The organism is Pseudomonas sp. DTU12.1 (genome assembly GCF_009873475.1).
GTDB lineage: Bacteria > Pseudomonadota > Gammaproteobacteria > Pseudomonadales > Pseudomonadaceae > Aquipseudomonas > Aquipseudomonas proteolytica.
In genome coordinates this window covers 4,797,169-4,814,620 of the sequence record NZ_CP045254.1, presented here as the reverse complement: position 1 = coordinate 4,814,620, position 17,452 = coordinate 4,797,169, and the positions used below count along the sequence as shown (strand labels likewise).

Here is a 17,452-nt window from a genome sequence, read left to right as displayed (position 1 = left end):
CGGTTTCATGAAAGATGCCATGCCATTGTTTCAAAAGAACTTTTTCTACGGATACAAAAAAGGCCACTCTTTCGAGTAGCCTTTTTTGATGTTTGGTTGCGGGAGCCGGATTTGAACCGACGACCTTCGGGTTATGAGCCCGACGAGCTACCAGACTGCTCCATCCCGCGTCTGTGGGCGGCATTCTACAGCGCAGCGACGAGGTGTCAACCGTTAATGACATAAAGGGCAAAATAACTGCCAATCAGCCTAAGTGCTCGATTGAAAACGAGTTTTCACTGTAGGCGCGAGCTTACTCGCGAAAAGCTCGAGGGCGGCGGGTTGATGCTGGATGTGCGCGTTATCGTTGACGACCTTCGCGAGCAAGCTCGCTCCTACAGGGGGGAGGAAATAGACGCGCACAAAAAAGGCCACTCTTTCGAGTAGCCTTTTTTGATGTTTGGTTGCGGGAGCCGGATTTGAACCGACGACCTTCGGGTTATGAGCCCGACGAGCTACCAGACTGCTCCATCCCGCGTCTGTGTGTCGGCATTCTACAGAGGAATGACGGTGTGTCAACCGCTGATTTCAAGAAAAGCGCTTGTGCTTCAATCGCTTAGCTCTCCAAGAGGGCTGCTGGAAGGGTTTGGGGCCAGTCTGGCCGTGGCTTCCAGCTCTATTGAGGGGAGCCTTTCGATTGAGAAAATGAATTCATCAAGGTTTTTTCCGACTGCTTTGTCAGATGATTCAAAGTACTGGTGCTATATACAGGTGTGAATGCGATACTGGCGATCCGTCTACTTTATGTCCCGATCACGCCTCCCTTTATATGACGCAGCGCAAAATCATCCATGTCGACTGTGATTGTTTCTACGCTGCCATCGAAATGCGGGATAACCCGAGCCTGGCGCAAAAGCCGCTGGCGGTAGGGGGCTCGGCTGATCGGCGCGGGGTGATCGCTACCTGCAACTACGAGGCCCGGGCCTACGGCGTGCGTTCGGCGATGTCGTCGCGCCATGCGTTGAAGCTCTGCCCTGACCTGACCATCGTCAAGCCGCGCATGGATGCCTATAAAGAAGCGTCCAAGGAAATCCACACGATTTTCCGTGACTACACCGACATGATCGAGCCGTTGTCCCTGGACGAGGCTTACCTGGATGTTTCCGATTGCGCGCACTTTGGCGGCAGCGCCACGCGCATTGCCCAGGATATCCGTCGGCGCGTTTCCAATCAGTTGCACATCACGGTTTCTGCGGGAGTTGCCCCCAACAAGTTTCTGGCCAAGATCGCCAGCGACTGGAAAAAGCCCAATGGGCTGTTTGTGATCACCCCGAACCAGGTGGAAGACTTCGTATCGCAGCTGCCGGTGAGCAAGTTGCATGGCGTCGGCAAGGTCACCGCCGACAAGCTGGCACGCCTGGGGATCGAGGATTGCCTGCAATTGCGCGAGTGGAACAAGCTGGCGCTGGTGCGCGAATTCGGCAGCTTTGGTGAGCGGTTATGGAGTTTGGCGCGTGGGATTGATGATCGCGCGGTGCATAACGACAGTCGCCGGCAATCGATCAGCGTGGAGAACACCTACGATGTCGACCTGCCGGACCTGCCCAGTTGCCTGGAAAAGCTACCGGAACTGATGGAAACCCTGGCCGGGCGCATACAGCGTATCGACAGCAGTTATCGGCCGGGCAAACCCTTTGTCAAAGTGAAGTTCCATGACTTTACCCAAACCACCCTGGAGCAGGCGGGGGCGGGGCGGGATCTGGAGAGCTATCGGCAGTTACTGACCCAGGCGTTCAATCGCGGCGCAAAACCGGTGCGCTTGCTGGGGATTGGTGTGCGGCTGCTCGATTTGAGCGTGGGAAATGAACAGCTAGAGCTGTCCCTGTAGGAGCCGGCAAGCCGGCTCCTACAGGGGGTCAGCGGGTGCCGGGGTCGGCCACCAGTCGGCCGCCGTCCTTGGTCAGGGCCTTGAGAAATTCCTGCTGCAATTCAGGATCATTGCGTGTCAGTTCAATCAGGCTCTGTTCAAGTTCGCTGGCTTCTTCTTCCAGGCCCAGTTCCGACAAGCGCTTGACTCGATGGACCCATTGGTTGACTTCGTCATCCTCCAGGTCGTCGTAGATCAAGGCGTGTGCTTCCAGCAGCTTGCCACGCAGGGTGGTGCTGATGGCCAGGGATGAGTCCGAATGCACATCGTCCTGAGCATCTTCAATGCTGATCCGCAAGGTGCGGACCTTGCTCAGGTCCTGCTCGGCAAACGGGCTGTCCAACAGGTTCAGGCGCAGGACGCCGTTGCGGTCGGTGGTCATCTCGTGGGTCTGCTTGCCGGCCTTTACCTGCACCGGTCGCTCGCTCCACGGCAGGCTGGTGTATTCCAGGCGTCGGTCACGCTGGACTTCATCGATGCCCGCCAGGTTCTGTTGCGCCCGGCCATGGGACTGCACGTTCATGAACGGGTTGAGCCCGGCCACGCCGTAGCTGATCCAGTCATGGGTCATGCTGTCTGGCAGGTTGCCCAGGGCAAAGATGTTCGCCACATTGGCCCCGGCGCCCGCCACCACTGCCACGGCACCCAGCGGGATCTCGTAGAGTTCGCGCCAGGGCTGGTAGGGCGTGTAGCGATCATAGTGACGCGTGACTTCAAATTCAGTGACTTCGAAAGTCCGCTGCTCATGAATGCGCACGCGGCGTTGCGGCAACTCGAGTACTTTGGGTTCGCCCACATCAATCTGCAGGCTGTGGTCGAGCAATTTGCGCTCGATCCGTTCCTCGTGCTCGCTACGCTGCGACATCTGATTGGCACAGCCGCTGACCAGCAGGGCGCCGCACAAGGCGGCGCCCCCCAGGGCTTTGGTGTTTCGCTTGAACATGACTTCTCTTGATCTGGTTTTCAGCGACGAATACGCGCCTGAAGGAAGGGCAGCACGTCAGCCACCGGCAACGGTTGGGCTTGGGCTTCGGTCCGGCTCTTGTATTCCAGATTGCCATCGGCCAGGCCGCGGTCACTGACCACGATCCGGTGAGGGATGCCAATCAGTTCCATGTCGGCAAACTTGATGCCCGGGCTGGTCTTCTTGTCGCGATCGTCCAGCAGTACTTCGAAGCCAGCGGCCGTCAGTTCGGCATACAGCTTGTCGGTGGCTTCGCGAACTTGCTCGGTTTCGTAGCGCAGGGGTACCAGGGCGATCTGGAACGGCGCCAAAGTGTCGCTCCAGATGATGCCTTTGTCGTCGTGGTTCTGCTCGATGGCAGCCGCCACCACGCGGGAAACACCAATACCGTAGCAACCCATTTCCAGGGTTACCGGCTTGCCGTTTTCGCCCAGTACTTCGCACTTCATCGCCTTGCTGTACTTGTTGCCCAGCTGGAAGATGTGCCCCACTTCGATACCGCGCTTGATTTCCAGGGTGCCCTTGCCATCCGGGCTTGGATCACCGGCAACCACGTTGCGCAGGTCGGCCACGGTAGGCACCGGCAGATCACGTTCCCAGTTGACGCCAAAGTAGTGCTTGTCGTCGATATTGGCACCGATGCCGAAGTCGCTCATCAGCTCGACCGAACGGTCGATGATGATCGGCAGTGGCAGGTTCAGCGGGCCCAGGGAACCAGCGCCGGCGCCAATGGCGTCACGCAGTTCGGCGTCCGAGGCCATGACCAGCGGGCTGGCCACGCCAGGTTGCTGGGCAGCCTTGATTTCGTTGAGCTCGTGGTCGCCACGGATAACCAGGGCGATCAGCTTGCCTTCTTCTTCGGCATGCACGATCAGGGTCTTGATGGTCTTTTCAATCGGCAGATTGAATTTCTCGACCAGGGCCGCGATGGTCTTGGTGTCTGGGGTATCGACCAGGCGCAGCTCTTCAGCCGGCGCCGGACGGGAAGTTTCCCGTGGCACGGCTTCGGCTTTCTCGATGTTGGCTGCGTAGTCGGAGCCGTCGCTGAAGACGATGTCGTCTTCGCCAGATTCTGCCAGTACGTGGAACTCGTGGGAGCCCGCGCCGCCGATCGAACCGTTATCTGCCTCCACTGGGCGGAACTTCAGGCCCAGGCGGGTGAACACGTTGCAATAGGCCTGGTGCATGCGGTCATAGGTGACTTGCAGCGAAGGCTGGTCGGCGTGGAACGAATAGGCGTCCTTCATGATGAATTCGCGGCCACGCATCAAGCCGAAGCGTGGGCGGATTTCGTCACGGAACTTGGTCTGGATCTGATACAGGTTGAGGGGCAGCTGTTTATAGCTGCTCAACTCGTTGCGCATCAGGTCGGTGATCACTTCTTCATGGGTCGGGCCTGCGCAGAAGTCGCGGCCATGACGATCCTTGAAGCGCAGCAATTCCGGACCGTACTCTTCCCAGCGCCCGGATTCCTGCCACAGTTCAGCCGGCTGAGTGCTCGGCATCAATACTTCCAGAGAGCCGGCGGCGTTCATTTCTTCGCGAACGATCGCTTCGACCTTGCGCATCACCTTCAAGCCCATGGGCAGCCAGGTGTACAGGCCGGAGGCCAGTTTGCGGATCATGCCGGCGCGCAGCATCAGCTGGTGGCTGATCACGACCGCGTCGGAAGGCGTTTCTTTCTGTGTGGCGAGCAAATATTGACTGGTGCGCATGGTAGGCCGTTGTCGGTTGCTTGGACTTGAAGTGACCTGGGATTGTACGGGCGGTCGCCGCCAGAGTACAGGCATCAGGTGGTGACGGGATTTCTGTGGGGCGCCGGCGTCAATGTGGGAGCGGGCTTGCCCGCGATGCAGGCGCCTCGGGGCGCACTTCAAACCGCAGTGATGCTATCGCGGGCAAGCCCGCTCCCACACAAGCCCGGCCCTGCAGGTGTCAGCCTTCTTCGGGGGGATTCAAGCGGATCCGCCGGCTTTCCTGGTACCAGTGCAAGGCAATCAGCAGCAGCGTTGGCACGCCGAGCAGTGCGGTGATCAGGAAGAAGTTGTGATAGCCGAACTTTTCCACCATGACCCCCGAGTAGCCGCCGATCAGCCGCGGCAACAGCAACATGATCGAGCTGAGCAGGGCGTACTGGGTGGCGGAGAACTTCAGGTTGGTCAGGCTCGACAGATAGGCGACGAATGCCGAGGTCGCCAGGCCTGAGCTGAAGTTGTCCAGGGAGATGGTGAAGATCAGCATCTGCAGGTCGGCGCCCATGTCGGCGAGCATCAGGAACAGCAGGTTGGTGCCGGCCGAGGTGATGCCGCCGATAAACAGGATCGGCAGGATGCCGAACCGCACGATCAACAGGCCGCCCATGCCGGCGCCGACCAGGGTCATGATCAGGCCGAAGATCTTGCTGACGCTGGCGATCTGGTCCTTGGTGAACCCCTGGTCGATATAGAACACGTTGGCCATCACGCCCATCACCGTGTCCGACATCCGGTAGGTGGCGATCAGCCCCAACAGCAGCAAGGCCTGCCAGCGGTAGCGCAGGATAAAGTCGTTGACCGGCGTCAGCACAGGCGCCAGACCCCGGCGGCCCATGGCCGAGAGGCACAGGGCGGTGAGGGTGATATAGAGGATGGCGCGCAGGAAGGCGCGGTCTTCCAGCAACAGGTCGAGCAGGCTCACGCCTTCGAACAGCACGCTGGCGAAGTCGGTGTTGTACAACTGGGTGAACATCGCCGGTACCGACACCAGCAAGATGATCAGCACAAACACCGACATCAGTTGGTGGGCAAACGTATAGCGCCCGGCCTGCAACTGGGTGCGCAGGGGCACATCGGGTTCACGCATGAAAAAGCTGGTGAGCAGGGCCGGGATCATCAGCACGCCGAACAGCACGTAGGTGCCGGTCCACGCCGAATGCTTGTAATTGAACCCCGTGGAGCCAAAGCCTTCGGCAAAGAACAGCGCGCCCGCCGTGGCCAGCAGAGCGGCGATGCGATAGCCGGACATATAGCTGGCGGCCAGGGCGGCCTGGCGGCTGTCGTCGGCGATTTCCAGGCGATAGGCGTCCACCGCGATGTCTTGGGTTGCGGAGGCAAATGCGACGATAACGGCAATGGCGATCAGCCAGGACAGGTGTTTCTGCGGGTCGCAGAAGCCCATGCCGATCAAGCCGAGAATCACCAGGGATTGGGACAGCACCAGCCAGGAACGACGACGTCCCAGCTTACCCAACAGCGGCAGGCGCCATTGGTCCAGCAGCGGTGACCAGACCCACTTGAACGCATACGCCAGGCCGATCAGGCTCGCATAGCCGATGGTCTCGCGTGCCACACCGGCTTCGCGCAACCAGACCGAGAGCGTCGAGAACACCAACATGTAAGGCAGGCCGGCGGCAAAGCCGAGCAGTAACAGCACTAATGTCGAGGGGCTGGCATAGGCAGCGAGCGCGGCGCGCCAGGTTTTACGGGGCATGGGCTGGAGTCTGCCTCAGATTTACGGAAACAAAGCGCGCACTCTAACCGCTGTGCTCTACCGGGCGCCAGCCATGACGCTGAATATCAACGCGATTGTTCAGGATACTGACACCTTCACTGCGTAAACGCGCACGTTGTTCATCGCCCGAGACGCTGCCCACCGGCAGACTTATCCGACCGCCGGCGGCGACCACCCGGTGCCAGGGCAACTTCGAACCCTCGGGAAGTTGGCTCAACGTACGGCCCACGAAGCGTGCGGCCCGCCCCAGACCGGCCAGGTGCGCCAGTTCGCCGTAGCTGACCACGCAGCCTTCGGGCACTTGGGCCAAGGTCAGGTACAGCGCGGTTCGGCGCATTTCGGCCGGGTTTTGCGGGGTGTCGGCGGGCTCGTTCACTGTTCTGGCGGCTCAGTTGAAAATAGTCGTGGATATGTAAGAAACGTCTGTAAAGATGCCGTTGAGAATTGAACTCAATACAAAACCTTGAGTCAGTCCTTGCTAAGACTTCAGCTACGCCGATAATGCCTCCTTTTTCGCCAAACTTGAGCCCCGTAACCGCTTATGTTGTCCAGAACCCTGCTGTGCCTCGCTGTCTTTACTGCTTCTACCCCTGTGCTGGCCGATACGGTCTGGTTGAAAAACGGTGATCGCCTGACCGGCAAGATCAAGGTTTTCGACGGCGGCAAGCTGCTGATCCAGACCGAATACGCGGGCGCGATCCCGGTGGACTGGAAACAGGTGAAAACCCTGGAAAGCGACCAGGAGTTGCTGGTCAAGCAGGATGCCTATATCGGCGAGAAGGCCAAGTCCCTGCATCCGGCCGAGGACGGCAAGGTGGTCCTGGCCAACGGCGAAACACCGAAGACGGTGGAGTTGGCCAGTATCCAGCAGATCATCAAGCCCAAGCCTGTGATCGAGGACCTGGTGTGGAAGGGCAATGTCGACGTGGCGCTGGACTACAAGCGTGCGGAAAAAGACACCGACGACTATGACATCGACTTCAAGACCACTGCCCGTCACGGCAAGTGGCGCCATATAGCAGAAGGCGAATACAACCGCGAATTCCAGAACGATGTGGTCACCACCGATAACTGGAGCGCCGAGTACGCGCTGGACCGCTTTATCACCGACCAGTGGTTCTGGCAGGGGCGCCTGACCTACAAGCACGACAAGGTCGAAGACCTGCGTCGCCAGCGCACCGTCGGTACCGGTCCGGGTTATCAGTTCTGGGATGATGAGCTGGGGGCGTTCTCCCTGGGGTCATTGCTCAACCGCACTGACTACGAGTACCAGGATGGCGGCAAGGACAACTTCTATTCCCTGGCGATGAAGTGGGACTACAACCGCTATCTGATCGGCAAGACCGTGGAGTTCTTCACCAACGGTGAAGTGGGCAAGCCCTTGGCCGGCCCCGCCGACTACGCGCTCGATGCCGAAATGGGCCTGCGCTACAAAGTCACCGAATGGGCCTCGCTCAACCTCAAGGCCGAGCGCGACATCATCAGCGGCGGTTCGGACAGCGACTTGAGCAAGACCCGCTACACCGCAGGGTTTGGCGTGACCTGGTAAGCCTGCCAGTGCTTTTGTGGCGAGCCGGCTTGTCGGAACGCCGCATCGCCCGCGTTGGGGCGCGTAGCGCCCCCCCTGATTTGTTTTTCAGTGGTGTTACAGGCGCAACCCGCCATCCAACTCCAGGATGCGCCCGGTGTAGTAGTCGTTCTCGAAGATATAGGCTGCCGAGTGGGCGATCTCTTGCGGCCGGCCCATGCGCTTGAGCGGAATCCCCGACGTCATCTTCTCCAATGCTTCGGGCTTCATGCCCAGGGTCATTTCGGTCTCGATAAAGCCCGGCGCAATCCCCGCCACACGTATGCCATAACGCGCCAGCTCCCTGGCCCAGGTCACCGTCGCTGCGGCCACGCCGGCCTTGGCCGCCGAATAGTTGGTCTGGCCCACATTGCCCGCGCGGGAGATGGACGAGATGTTGATAATGGCGCCCTGGTTTTTCAGCTCCACCATCTTCGCCGCCACTTCACGGGTGCAGAGGAACACGCCGGTCAGATTGACGTCGATCACCGCCTGCCACTGGGCCAGGCTCATCTTGGTCATCTCGCCGTCCTTGACCTTGAGCAGCAAGCCATCGCGCAGGATCCCGGCGTTGTTGATCAAACCATGGATCGCGCCAAAGTCATCGGCGATCCGTGCCACGGTATGGGTCACCTGTTCTTCATCCGCCACGTTGCATAGATAGCTGCGTGCGGTGACGCCATGGGACTGGCATGCAGCCACTGCGGCATCGAGCTTTTCCTGATTGAGGTCCACCAGCGCCAGGTGGGCACCTTTGCTTGCAAAATACTCGGCCATGGAGCGGCCCAAACCCTGGCAACCGCCGGTGATAATGATTACTTTGTCGTTGAGATGCATTCGCATGTCCTGTGAGCAGATTTAAGCGGTTGTCCAAGTCCGTTTTGTGACGGATCTTATCGAAGGAGTCATAAGTTGAGCGTCCACGTTGCCAAGAATGCCCGAGAACTACTGCTCAAGGAATACCGTGGGGCGCTCGCCACGCACTCCAAGGCCATGCCCGGTTTTCCCTTTGGTTCGGTAGTGCCTTATTGCCTGGACGCAGAGGGCCGGCCGTTGATCCTGATCAGCCGTATCGCCCAGCACACCCACAACCTGCAAAAAGATCCGAAATGCTCGTTGCTGGTAGGCGAGCGTGAGGCAGATGATGTGCAGGCCGTGGGCCGCCTGACTTACCTGGCTGAAGCCGAAAAACTCGAGGACGAGGAGGCCATCGCCGCCGCCGCCGAGCGTTACTACCGGTATTTCCCCGACTCGGCTAACTACCATAAAGCCCATGACTTTGATTTCTGGGTGCTCAAGCCGGTGCGTCATCGCTACATCGGCGGTTTCGGCGCGATCCATTGGGTCGACCAACTGACCCTGGCCAACCCGTTTGCCGGCAAGGCCGAGTTGAGCATGATCGAGCACATGAACAGCGATCACACCAAAGCCATTGCCCACTATGTCGAGTTGGCCGGCCTGTCGACCTCCGAGCCCGCGCAGCTGGCGGGTATCGATAGTGAAGGCATGCACCTGCGCATCGGCCAGGGCTTGCACTGGTTGCCGTTTGCGGCGACTTGCAATACGCCGACACAAGTGCGCGAAGCCTTGGTTTTCCTGGCTCACGCCGAGCAATGGCCGAAAAAATCCACCACCCAAGCTTGAATTCACGAAAGGGCGACGTCATCTAAGGTCTAGTAGCAAGGCATTCTTGCGTTGAGGAACCATTTGATGCGCCCTTTTTTATTGCTCTTTCTGCTGTTTCCGGTGCTGGAGCTGTTCGTATTCGTCAAGGTCAGCGGGGCTATCGGGTTTTTCCCGGCGCTGCTGCTGATCATTCTCGGCTCGATGCTCGGCGTGTTCGTGCTGCGCATCGCCGGACTGGCCACCGCACTGCGTGCCCGTGAAAGCCTGAATCGCGGCGAACTGCCGGCCCAGACCATGCTTGAAGGCCTGATGATGGCCTTGGCCGGTGGCCTGCTGATCGTGCCGGGTTTTGTCAGCGATGTGCTGGGCTTGATTCTGCTGCTGCCATCCACTCGTCGGTTGCTGGCAGGCAAGTTGCGCCAGCGTGCCGAAGAAGCGGCGGTGCGCCAGCGCGCCTTTGCCGACGACCTGCAGCCACGCGGCGGCCCGGCACCTCGCCAGCCGCTGGGGCGTGAAGGTGATGTGATCGAAGGCGAGTTCGAGCACCGCGACTCCAAGTAACGCCATGCCAGGTAGGGTGCCTTCGGGTGCCCTGCTGACACAAAAATTTTCACCTGTGGCCCTTGTAATAAGCATATACGCCCTTATGTAACGGTCACCGCAAGGTTTCTGGTGGCGACACCAGACAGACTTCCGCGTTTCGCCTGGCGAACCGCGACCGGCCCCGCCGGAATACCACCAGCCGGTACTGATACCGGCCGATGAAACTTACAATTAGGAGAGATCGACAATGAGCAAGCTTCGTCCTCTGCACGACCGCGTCGTTATCCGTCGCAGCGAAGAAGAAAAGAAAACCGCTGGCGGTATCGTTCTGCCAGGTTCGGCTGCTGAAAAAGCCAACCACGGTGTGATCGTCGCTGCAGGCCCAGGCAAGACTCTGGAAAATGGTGACGTGCGTGCGCTGGCCGTTAAAGTCGGTGACAAGGTTGTATTCGGTCCTTACTCCGGCAGCAACACTGTGAAAGTCGACGGCGAAGACCTGCTGGTTATGGCTGAGAACGAGATTCTCGCTGTTCTGGAAGACTGATTCCCCGCTCATTTTCCCGTTACTACAAAGTATTTAAGGAATATCGATCATGGCTGCTAAAGAAGTTAAATTCGGCGATTCCGCCCGTAAGAAAATGCTCACCGGTGTCAACATCCTGGCTGACGCAGTAAAAGCGACCCTGGGCCCGAAAGGCCGTAACGTGATCATCGAGAAGAGCTTCGGCGCTCCGACCATCACCAAGGACGGCGTTTCCGTAGCAAAAGAAATCGAACTGGAAGACCGTTTCGAAAACATGGGCGCGCAGCTGGTCAAAGACGTTGCCTCCCGTGCCAACGATGACGCAGGCGACGGTACTACCACCGCCACCGTTCTGGCTCAGGCAATCGTCAACGAAGGCTACAAAGCCGTCGCTGCCGGCATGAACCCAATGGACCTCAAGCGCGGCATCGACAAGGCCACCATCGCCATCGTTGCTGAGCTGAAAAACCTGTCCAAGCCATGCGCCGACACCAAGGCTATCGCTCAGGTAGGCACCATCTCCGCCAACTCCGACAGCTCCATCGGCGACATCATTGCCGAAGCCATGGAAAAAGTCGGTAAAGAAGGCGTGATCACCGTTGAAGAAGGCACTGGCCTGGAAAACGAACTGTCGGTTGTAGAAGGCATGCAGTTCGACCGTGGCTACCTGTCCCCGTACTTCGTCAACAAGCCTGAGACCATGGTTGCCGAGCTGGACAGCCCGCTGATCCTGCTGGTCGACAAAAAGATCTCGAACATCCGTGAAATGCTGCCAGTGCTGGAAGCCGTTGCCAAAGCCGGCCGTCCACTGCTGATCGTTTCCGAAGACGTTGAAGGCGAAGCCCTGGCGACTCTGGTTGTGAACAACATGCGTGGCATCGTCAAAGTCGCAGCCGTCAAGGCTCCAGGCTTCGGCGACCGTCGCAAGGCCATGCTGCAGGACATCGCCGTTCTGACCGGCGGTACCGTTATCTCCGAAGAGATCGGCCTGAGCCTGGAAAGCGCCACCCTGGAAAACCTGGGTAGCGCCAAGCGCGTGACCATCTCCAAGGAAAACACCATCATCGTTGACGGTGCTGGCGTTGAGCAGGACATCCAGGCGCGCATCACCCAGATCCGTGCCCAGGTTGCTGAAACCTCCTCGGACTACGACCGTGAAAAACTGCAAGAGCGTCTGGCCAAGCTGTCCGGCGGTGTTGCAGTGATCAAGGTTGGCGCTGGTTCCGAAGTTGAAATGAAAGAGAAGAAAGCCCGCGTTGAAGACGCCCTGCACGCAACCCGTGCAGCCGTTGAAGAAGGCGTGGTACCTGGCGGTGGCGTTGCGCTGATCCGTGCTCTGGAAGCACTGACCGGTCTGACCGGCGACAATGCTGACCAGAACGTCGGTATTGCTGTACTGCGTCGTGCTGTTGAAGCACCGCTGCGTCAGATCGCTGCCAACTCCGGCGACGAGCCAAGCGTTGTGGTCAACGAAGTCAAGAACGGCAAAGGTAACTACGGTTACAACGCTGCGACTGGCATCTACGGCGACATGATCGAAATGGGCATCCTGGACCCTACCAAGGTGACTCGTTCCGCGCTGCAAGCGGCATCCTCCATCGGCGGTCTGATCCTGACCACCGAAGCTGCGATCGCTGATGCACCGAAGAAAGAAAGCTCGGCTGGCGGCGGTATGCCAGACATGGGCGGCATGGGTGGCATGGGCGGCATGATGTAAGCCAGCCTTACCCCTGTACTGAAAAAGCCCCGCCAGCGTCATGCTGGCGGGGCTTTTTTATGTGCCTTGTGTAGGAGCGAGCTTGCTCGCGAAGAACCTGAGGGCGATGCGTTTGTTCATGGTGAACGCATTATCGTTGACGTTCTTCGCGAGCAAGCTCGCTCCTACAGGGCTGCGGCGTTCTTGTGTAACTTCCAACTGAGCAAGTGTTGCTTGAAGTCATAACTGGCCGCCTGGTAGTAAGTGATCGCGCGCTGGATCAGCGGATCATCGCTGTTGCTCCGCGATTCCTGGCTTGCCCCCAGGGCCTGGTCATGGCGCCGCAGGCCTTGGCGTGGGCTGAGGATTGCCAGGTTGGTACCGTCAAACAAGCCCAGGTGCTGATAGTTGCCGACCACCACACGAGGTGGCAGCGGGTTGTCCTGCAACAGGTTGCGGCCGAAAAACGTCGATTCATAGCTCAGGTTCAACAGGCCCAGAAGGGTCGGGGCGATGTCGATCTGGCTGGCCAGTTGCGCGCTTTCCCGGGCCTCGATCAATTTCGGTGCATAGATAAACAACGGAATCTGGTAGTTGGCGATGGGCAAGTCTTCCTTGCCCGCGCTGCCGGCGGTGTGATCGGCGACAAACACGAAGATCGTATTGTCGAACCACGGTTTTTGGCGCGCTGCCTGCAGGAACTGTCCGATGGCGTAGTCGGTGTATTTCACCGCACCGTCGCGACCCTTGCCGGACTGGATGTCGATCCGGCCGTCCGGGTAGGTATAGGGCCGATGGTTTGAAGTGGTCATCAACTGCAACAGGAACGGTTGCTGCTTGGCATAACCGGCATCCGCCAGCTTCAAGGTTTGCTTGAAGAGGTCCTCATCGGCCATGCCCCAGGCGTTTTTAAAGCTGATTCCGGATTCGTTGACACTGCTCTGGTCGACCACTCGGTAACCGTTGCCGCTGAAAAACGCATTCATATTGTCGAAGTAGCCGCGGCCACCATACACAAACACGCTGTCATAACCGATTGCACTAAGTTGTTGGCCTAGGCTGGCAAAGCCGCTTTCCCGGCCAATCCGCTTGACGATGGAGCGCCCCGGAGTGGGCGGGATCGCCAGGGTAATGGCTTCCAGGCCGCGGTCGGTGCGGGTACCGGTGGCGTAGAAGTTGTTGAAATACAGGCTGTGTTTACGCAACTCATCAAGGTTGGGGGTCAGGTTGCGTCCATCGCCGTTACTGCCCATGTATTTGGCGCTGAAACTTTCGATGGTCACCAGGACGATATTGGGTTTGCGCAGGGTGCCGGGGTTGTCGATGGCGCGGCGGATATCCAGTGGGTCAGTGCCGATGAAACGGGCATTGGGTTCACTGAGTTCCGCCCGCAGTTGGCGGGCTACGATATCGGCCGGCAGGCTTTTGTAGAACTGGCTGTAGTCCAGTTCATTGTTGCGGAACGCGGCGAAGAATTGGTAAGGGCCATTGCTGGCCAGCTCGTTGTTATAGGCGTTGCCACCCTGGGTGCGCGGGCTGTCCTGGCTGACCAACTGCAGGCTCAGGCCGGCAACCAGCAGCAATCCCAAGGCATTGAGCACGCGCCCGCGCATGGCCGGCAGGGGCGAGTCGAGTGCTGCGTTGAACGGTTTGCGCAAGGCCAGGCTCAGGACAATCGCCAGTATCGCCAACAGGCTCAACAGTTTGCCGACCGGGTACGACTCCAACAGGTTGTTCAACACCTCATCGGAATACACCAGGTAATCGACGGCAATAAAGTTGAAGCGCACGCCGAACTCATCCCAGAACAGCCATTCGGCCACCGAGGTGAACAACATGGCGAACAGGCTGACGGTCAGTACGCCTTGCAGGAACCAGCGATGGCCGCGCCGCCGCCATAGAGCGGGCGGACACAGCAGCAGATACAGGCCGAGGGGTAATGCGGCGTAGGCCAGAAAACCCAGGTCATAGAGCAGGCCCACGCCGAATACTGGCAGCAGGTTGCCGCTGACTTCATCCAGATGGGTGATGAGCAGTACGCTGCGGGTCAGTAGAAAAATGCCCAACCAGATGCTGGTCAGCAGTAGCAAATAACGCATTGGCGCAGTCTTGGGCAGGCCCATGTCTAGATTCCTGAGAGCGATGGGCGGCGATATTCACCCTGGCACTGTGGTCGGCTTGTGAACCTATAGTGAAAAACTCGTTAAGCTGCTTAATCGGTTGAAAACAGTAATCGGTTGCTCGTTCAGGCCTAGCGGTAAGCCATACTTGGCCTTAAGCTGCGCGAGCCAACACGGCCGTTACCGCGTACGGAGACACTGCCCATGCGAATTTTATTGGTTGAAGACAACCGCGATATTCTGGCCAACCTGGCGGATTACCTGGGGCTCAAGGGTTATACCGTGGACTGTGCGCAGGACGGTTTGTCGGGCCTGCATCTGGCCGCCACCGAGCATTACGACCTGATCGTGCTCGATATCATGCTGCCCGGCATTGATGGCTACACCTTGTGCAAACGCCTGCGTGAAGATGCGCGTCGCGATACGCCGGTGATCATGCTCACCGCCCGCGATCAATTGGACGACCGCCTGCAAGGTTTCAAGTCGGGTGCCGACGACTATCTGCTCAAGCCGTTTGCCCTATCGGAGTTGGCTGCACGCATCGAAGCGGTGCTGCGCCGGGCCCAGGGCGGCGGGCGGCGTGAGCTGCAAGTCGGCGATCTGTCCTACGACCTCGATACCCTGGAAGTGACCCGCGAAGGGCGTTTGCTCAAGCTCAACCCGGTCGGCCTGAAATTGCTCGCCGTGCTGATGCAGAAAAGCCCTCACGTCCTGCGTCGCGAAGTGTTGGAAGAAGCCCTGTGGGGCGATGACTGCCCGGACAGCGACAGCCTGCGCAGCCATGTCCACCAACTGCGCCAGGTGATCGACAAGCCATTTGCCAAACCATTGCTGCAAACCGTGCATGGCGTGGGTTATCGCTTGGCCGAGGGCCGTGATGGAGTTTAAGCAAAGCCTTGCCCAGCGGATCATCATCGCCTTTGCGCTGATGAGCGCGCTGGTGGCGGGGGCCTTTGCCATGGGCATCGTCGCCACGGTGCACCTGGTGGAAGAAAAACTGATTTCGGCGGGCCTGGGCGGCGACTTGCAACGCTTGCTGCTGATGGACAGTGTCGAAGACTGGCGCCACCGGCCCGAGCCGGACCAGTTGTTCTACTTCAGCGGCGGGCGCGGCGATTTTGAGCTGCCCAAGGACTTGCGGCATCTGGATGCGGGCTTTCACGAAGTGTTTCGCGAAGCGCTGTCCTACCATGCCATGGTTGAGATCGTCGACGGCCGGCGTTATGTCCTACTGCAAGACCAGAGCGATTTTGAAGAGCGTGAGCGTGTGCTGTTTGCGGTGGTGCTGGTGGGGTTTGTCCTCAGCCTGGCGCTGGCGGTATTCCTCGGCTGGGTCCTGGCCCGCAAGGTGATGGCTCCGGTGGTGCGCCTGGCGCGCCAGGTGCGTCATCGTGACCAATTGTTGGGCCTGGCCCCGCCGTTGGCCCCGGACTATGCCGCCGACGAAGTGGGCGAGCTGGCAGTGGCCTTCGACGCCACCCTGGGCCGCCTGCGCCAGGCACTGACCCGCGAGCGGCTCTTTACCAGTGATGTCAGCCATGAACTGCGGACGCCACTGATGGTGCTGGCCAGCTCCTGCGAACTGCTGCTGGAAAACCCGGCCATCGATTCGCGGGGACGCAAACAGGTCGAGCGCATCGCCCGGGCCTGCGAGGAAATGCGCGAACTGGTGCAGACCTTCCTGATGCTCGCCCGCGCCCAGCATGACGACACCACCATGTCACCCCAAGTCACCCTGGCCCAGGTCGCCGAGGACTTGCTGGGGATCTGGCGTGAACCCATCGAACGCAAGGGCATCGAGCTGTTCTACCAGCCGGGCAACCCCCTCGATATCCGCTACAACGCCACCTTTTTGCATGCGGTGATGGGGAACCTGTTGCGCAACGCCCTGCACTACACGGAGCAGGGCTTTATCCGCCTGACCCTGGAACCCACGGGGTTTGTGGTGGAAGACACCGGCGTGGGCATCCCCGAGGACAAGCGCGAAGCGATGTTCGAGCCCTTTGTGCGCGGCAATGAAAAACGCGGCGATGGCCTGGGCCTGGGTTTGTCGCTGGTGCAGCGGATCTGCGATAACCAGGGCTGGGTGGTCAGCCTCAGCACCATGGAGCCTAGCGGCTGCCGTTTCCATGTTGAATTGAGCCACGTCAAACCCTGATCCCTTGCGTTGGGGCAGATTCCCTGCTGTTCGACGAAGATGGCTTCCTGCCATGCTTTTTTCCCTGTAAAACTTTGTAATTCTTTAGGGTTAGACGGGACGTTTTTTTCACAAAGGGTTGACCTGTGGATGACGTGCGGCTGCTTAAAGTCGTAGGCATCAGTCCAGGAGACTCGTTGATGGCTACTCCGATCAAGCTTGAATTTTCCGCAAAGTACGACGACCGCCACGCTCAGCAATATTTGCTCAAACACCAGGACACGTTGGCGCGCCGGCTGTCCCATAAACGCGACGAACAATTGGCCCGTGGTGCGCTGGCGATGGCCGGTGAGCCTGGCCTGGTATTGGACTTGCCGTGCGGTGCCGGGCGTTTCTGGCCGTTGCTGACAGAAAAGCCCAACCGGATCGTTATCGGTGCGGACAATTCCGAGTCCATGCTGAACATCGCCATGGGGGCGCAACCGGCGGATGTGGTCAAGCAGGTACGACCCTTGCAGACATCTGCCTTTGATATCGATTTGCCAGACAGCGCCGTGGACAGCATTTTTTGCATGCGCCTGTTGCACCACATCGGCGAGCCTGCCCACCGAATGGCGATATTGAAGGAATTTCAACGAGTTACCCGCGACAGCGTGATCATTTCATTGTGGGTGGATGGCAACTTCAAGGCCTGGAAACGCAAGCGCCTGGAAGTGCAGCGCCGCAACAAAAGTGAGCAGGAGAGTTACCGAAATCGATTTGTGTTACCGGCTGCTACTGTTGAGGCTGAGTTTGAGCAAGCTGGTTTCCGCGTCCAGGAGTATTTGGACTTCATACCGCTGTATGCCATGTGGCGAGTGTATGTATTGCGCAAGAGGTAG

General features: G+C 59.1%; 15 protein-coding genes and 2 tRNA genes. 9 read left to right on the top strand and 8 right to left on the bottom strand.

The features are described 5' to 3' along the window. Positions 1-93: 93 nt before the first annotated feature. Together GDV60_RS21265 and GDV60_RS21260 are read right to left on the bottom strand one after the other, a co-directional pair. A tRNA-Met gene (locus GDV60_RS21265) sits at positions 94-170 on the bottom strand. A 270-nt stretch (positions 171-440) separates the two neighbouring features. Beyond that, positions 441-517 (bottom strand) — tRNA-Met (locus GDV60_RS21260). Positions 518-808: 291 nt separating this feature from the next. Here GDV60_RS21260 and dinB point away from each other — a divergent pair. Further along, positions 809-1,867: a DNA polymerase IV gene (gene dinB / locus GDV60_RS21255; protein ID WP_159908664.1), complete on the top strand. Its 1,059-nt coding sequence runs from the start codon at positions 809-811 to the stop codon at positions 1,865-1,867. Between the two features lie 28 nt (positions 1,868-1,895). On the opposite strand, the gene GDV60_RS21250 is transcribed toward dinB, so the two are convergent. From GDV60_RS21250 to GDV60_RS21235, 4 genes are all read right to left on the bottom strand, one after another. Next, positions 1,896-2,849, bottom strand: a complete 954-nt coding sequence (locus GDV60_RS21250) for a hypothetical protein (protein WP_029295348.1) — start codon at positions 2,847-2,849, stop codon at positions 1,896-1,898. Between the two features lie 20 nt (positions 2,850-2,869). Further along, a complete protein-coding gene (locus tag GDV60_RS21245; RefSeq protein WP_029295351.1) occupies positions 2,870-4,585 on the bottom strand; it encodes a proline--tRNA ligase in 1,716 nt (571 codons plus the stop codon). A gap of 220 nt (positions 4,586-4,805) precedes the next feature. Continuing rightward, on the bottom strand, positions 4,806-6,338 hold the full coding sequence (locus tag GDV60_RS21240; protein WP_029295353.1) for an AmpG family muropeptide MFS transporter: 1,533 nt from the start codon (positions 6,336-6,338) through the stop codon (positions 4,806-4,808). A gap of 43 nt (positions 6,339-6,381) precedes the next feature. Continuing rightward, the gene (locus tag GDV60_RS21235; protein ID WP_029295355.1) at positions 6,382-6,735 is read right to left on the bottom strand and encodes an MGMT family protein; all 354 of its coding nucleotides are present in this window, start codon (positions 6,733-6,735) and stop codon (positions 6,382-6,384) included. Between the two features lie 165 nt (positions 6,736-6,900). Here GDV60_RS21235 and GDV60_RS21230 point away from each other — a divergent pair, with 165 nt between their 5' ends. Further along, entirely contained in the window at positions 6,901-7,908 is a 1,008-nt protein-coding gene (locus GDV60_RS21230; protein ID WP_029295357.1) for a DUF481 domain-containing protein, read from the top strand. A gap of 96 nt (positions 7,909-8,004) precedes the next feature. On the opposite strand, the gene GDV60_RS21225 is transcribed toward GDV60_RS21230, so the two are convergent. Then, positions 8,005-8,763 (bottom strand): SDR family oxidoreductase, encoded by a 759-nt coding sequence (locus GDV60_RS21225; RefSeq protein ID WP_029295359.1) that lies wholly within the window; start codon positions 8,761-8,763, stop codon positions 8,005-8,007. A gap of 75 nt (positions 8,764-8,838) precedes the next feature. On the opposite strand from GDV60_RS21225, the gene GDV60_RS21220 reads away from it, so the two are divergent. From GDV60_RS21220 to groL, 4 genes are all read left to right on the top strand, one after another. Next, positions 8,839-9,570: a HugZ family protein gene (locus GDV60_RS21220; protein ID WP_092237903.1), complete on the top strand. Its 732-nt coding sequence runs from the start codon at positions 8,839-8,841 to the stop codon at positions 9,568-9,570. Between the two features lie 66 nt (positions 9,571-9,636). Further along, positions 9,637-10,113: an FxsA family protein gene (locus tag GDV60_RS21215; RefSeq protein ID WP_104910809.1), complete on the top strand. Its 477-nt coding sequence runs from the start codon at positions 9,637-9,639 to the stop codon at positions 10,111-10,113. A 229-nt stretch (positions 10,114-10,342) separates the two neighbouring features. Continuing rightward, complete coding sequence (gene groES, locus GDV60_RS21210) at positions 10,343-10,639, top strand: co-chaperone GroES (RefSeq protein WP_003175874.1); 297 nt, start codon at positions 10,343-10,345, stop codon at positions 10,637-10,639. Between the two features lie 49 nt (positions 10,640-10,688). Further along, positions 10,689-12,335 carry a chaperonin GroEL gene (gene groL / locus GDV60_RS21205; protein ID WP_029295372.1) on the top strand — a complete coding sequence of 549 codons (1,647 nt, stop codon included), beginning with the start codon at positions 10,689-10,691 and terminating at the stop codon, positions 12,333-12,335. Positions 12,336-12,499: 164 nt separating this feature from the next. On the opposite strand, the gene GDV60_RS21200 is transcribed toward groL, so the two are convergent. Continuing rightward, the gene (locus GDV60_RS21200) at positions 12,500-14,437 is read right to left on the bottom strand and encodes an LTA synthase family protein (protein WP_159908662.1); all 1,938 of its coding nucleotides are present in this window, start codon (positions 14,435-14,437) and stop codon (positions 12,500-12,502) included. Positions 14,438-14,638: 201 nt separating this feature from the next. Here GDV60_RS21200 and colR point away from each other — a divergent pair, with 201 nt between their 5' ends. The 3 genes from colR to GDV60_RS21185 all read left to right on the top strand — a co-directional run bounded on the left by colR (position 14,639) and on the right by GDV60_RS21185 (position 17,452). Further along, complete coding sequence (gene colR, locus GDV60_RS21195) at positions 14,639-15,322, top strand: two-component system response regulator ColR (protein WP_029295378.1); 684 nt, start codon at positions 14,639-14,641, stop codon at positions 15,320-15,322. After that, a complete protein-coding gene (locus GDV60_RS21190) occupies positions 15,312-16,592 on the top strand; it encodes a HAMP domain-containing sensor histidine kinase (RefSeq protein WP_029295380.1) in 1,281 nt (426 codons plus the stop codon). The genes colR and GDV60_RS21190 overlap by 11 nt, the downstream gene beginning before the upstream one ends. Positions 16,593-16,771: 179 nt before the next feature. Further along, complete coding sequence (locus GDV60_RS21185) at positions 16,772-17,452, top strand: class I SAM-dependent methyltransferase (protein ID WP_029295381.1); 681 nt, start codon at positions 16,772-16,774, stop codon at positions 17,450-17,452.

Excerpts from the sequence above, each read along its gene's own strand:
- dinB (WP_159908664.1), top strand. The coding sequence starts at position 809 with ATGACGCAGCGCAAAATCATCCATGTCGACTGTGATTGTTTCTACGCT.
- GDV60_RS21250 (WP_029295348.1), bottom strand. The coding sequence starts at position 2,849 with ATGTTCAAGCGAAACACCAAAGCCCTGGGGGGCGCCGCCTTGTGCGGC.
- groL (WP_029295372.1), top strand. The coding sequence starts at position 10,689 with ATGGCTGCTAAAGAAGTTAAATTCGGCGATTCCGCCCGTAAGAAAATG.
- groES (WP_003175874.1), top strand. The coding sequence starts at position 10,343 with ATGAGCAAGCTTCGTCCTCTGCACGACCGCGTCGTTATCCGTCGCAGC.
- colR (WP_029295378.1), top strand. The coding sequence starts at position 14,639 with ATGCGAATTTTATTGGTTGAAGACAACCGCGATATTCTGGCCAACCTG.
- GDV60_RS21185 (WP_029295381.1), top strand. The coding sequence starts at position 16,772 with ATGGCTACTCCGATCAAGCTTGAATTTTCCGCAAAGTACGACGACCGC.
- GDV60_RS21230 (WP_029295357.1), top strand. The coding sequence starts at position 6,901 with ATGTTGTCCAGAACCCTGCTGTGCCTCGCTGTCTTTACTGCTTCTACC.
- GDV60_RS21215 (WP_104910809.1), top strand. The coding sequence starts at position 9,637 with ATGCGCCCTTTTTTATTGCTCTTTCTGCTGTTTCCGGTGCTGGAGCTG.
- GDV60_RS21240 (WP_029295353.1), bottom strand. The coding sequence starts at position 6,338 with ATGCCCCGTAAAACCTGGCGCGCCGCGCTCGCTGCCTATGCCAGCCCC.
- GDV60_RS21190 (WP_029295380.1), top strand. The coding sequence starts at position 15,312 with ATGGAGTTTAAGCAAAGCCTTGCCCAGCGGATCATCATCGCCTTTGCG.
- GDV60_RS21245 (WP_029295351.1), bottom strand. The coding sequence starts at position 4,585 with ATGCGCACCAGTCAATATTTGCTCGCCACACAGAAAGAAACGCCTTCC.
- GDV60_RS21200 (WP_159908662.1), bottom strand. The coding sequence starts at position 14,437 with ATGGGCCTGCCCAAGACTGCGCCAATGCGTTATTTGCTACTGCTGACC.
- GDV60_RS21225 (WP_029295359.1), bottom strand. The coding sequence starts at position 8,763 with ATGCATCTCAACGACAAAGTAATCATTATCACCGGCGGTTGCCAGGGT.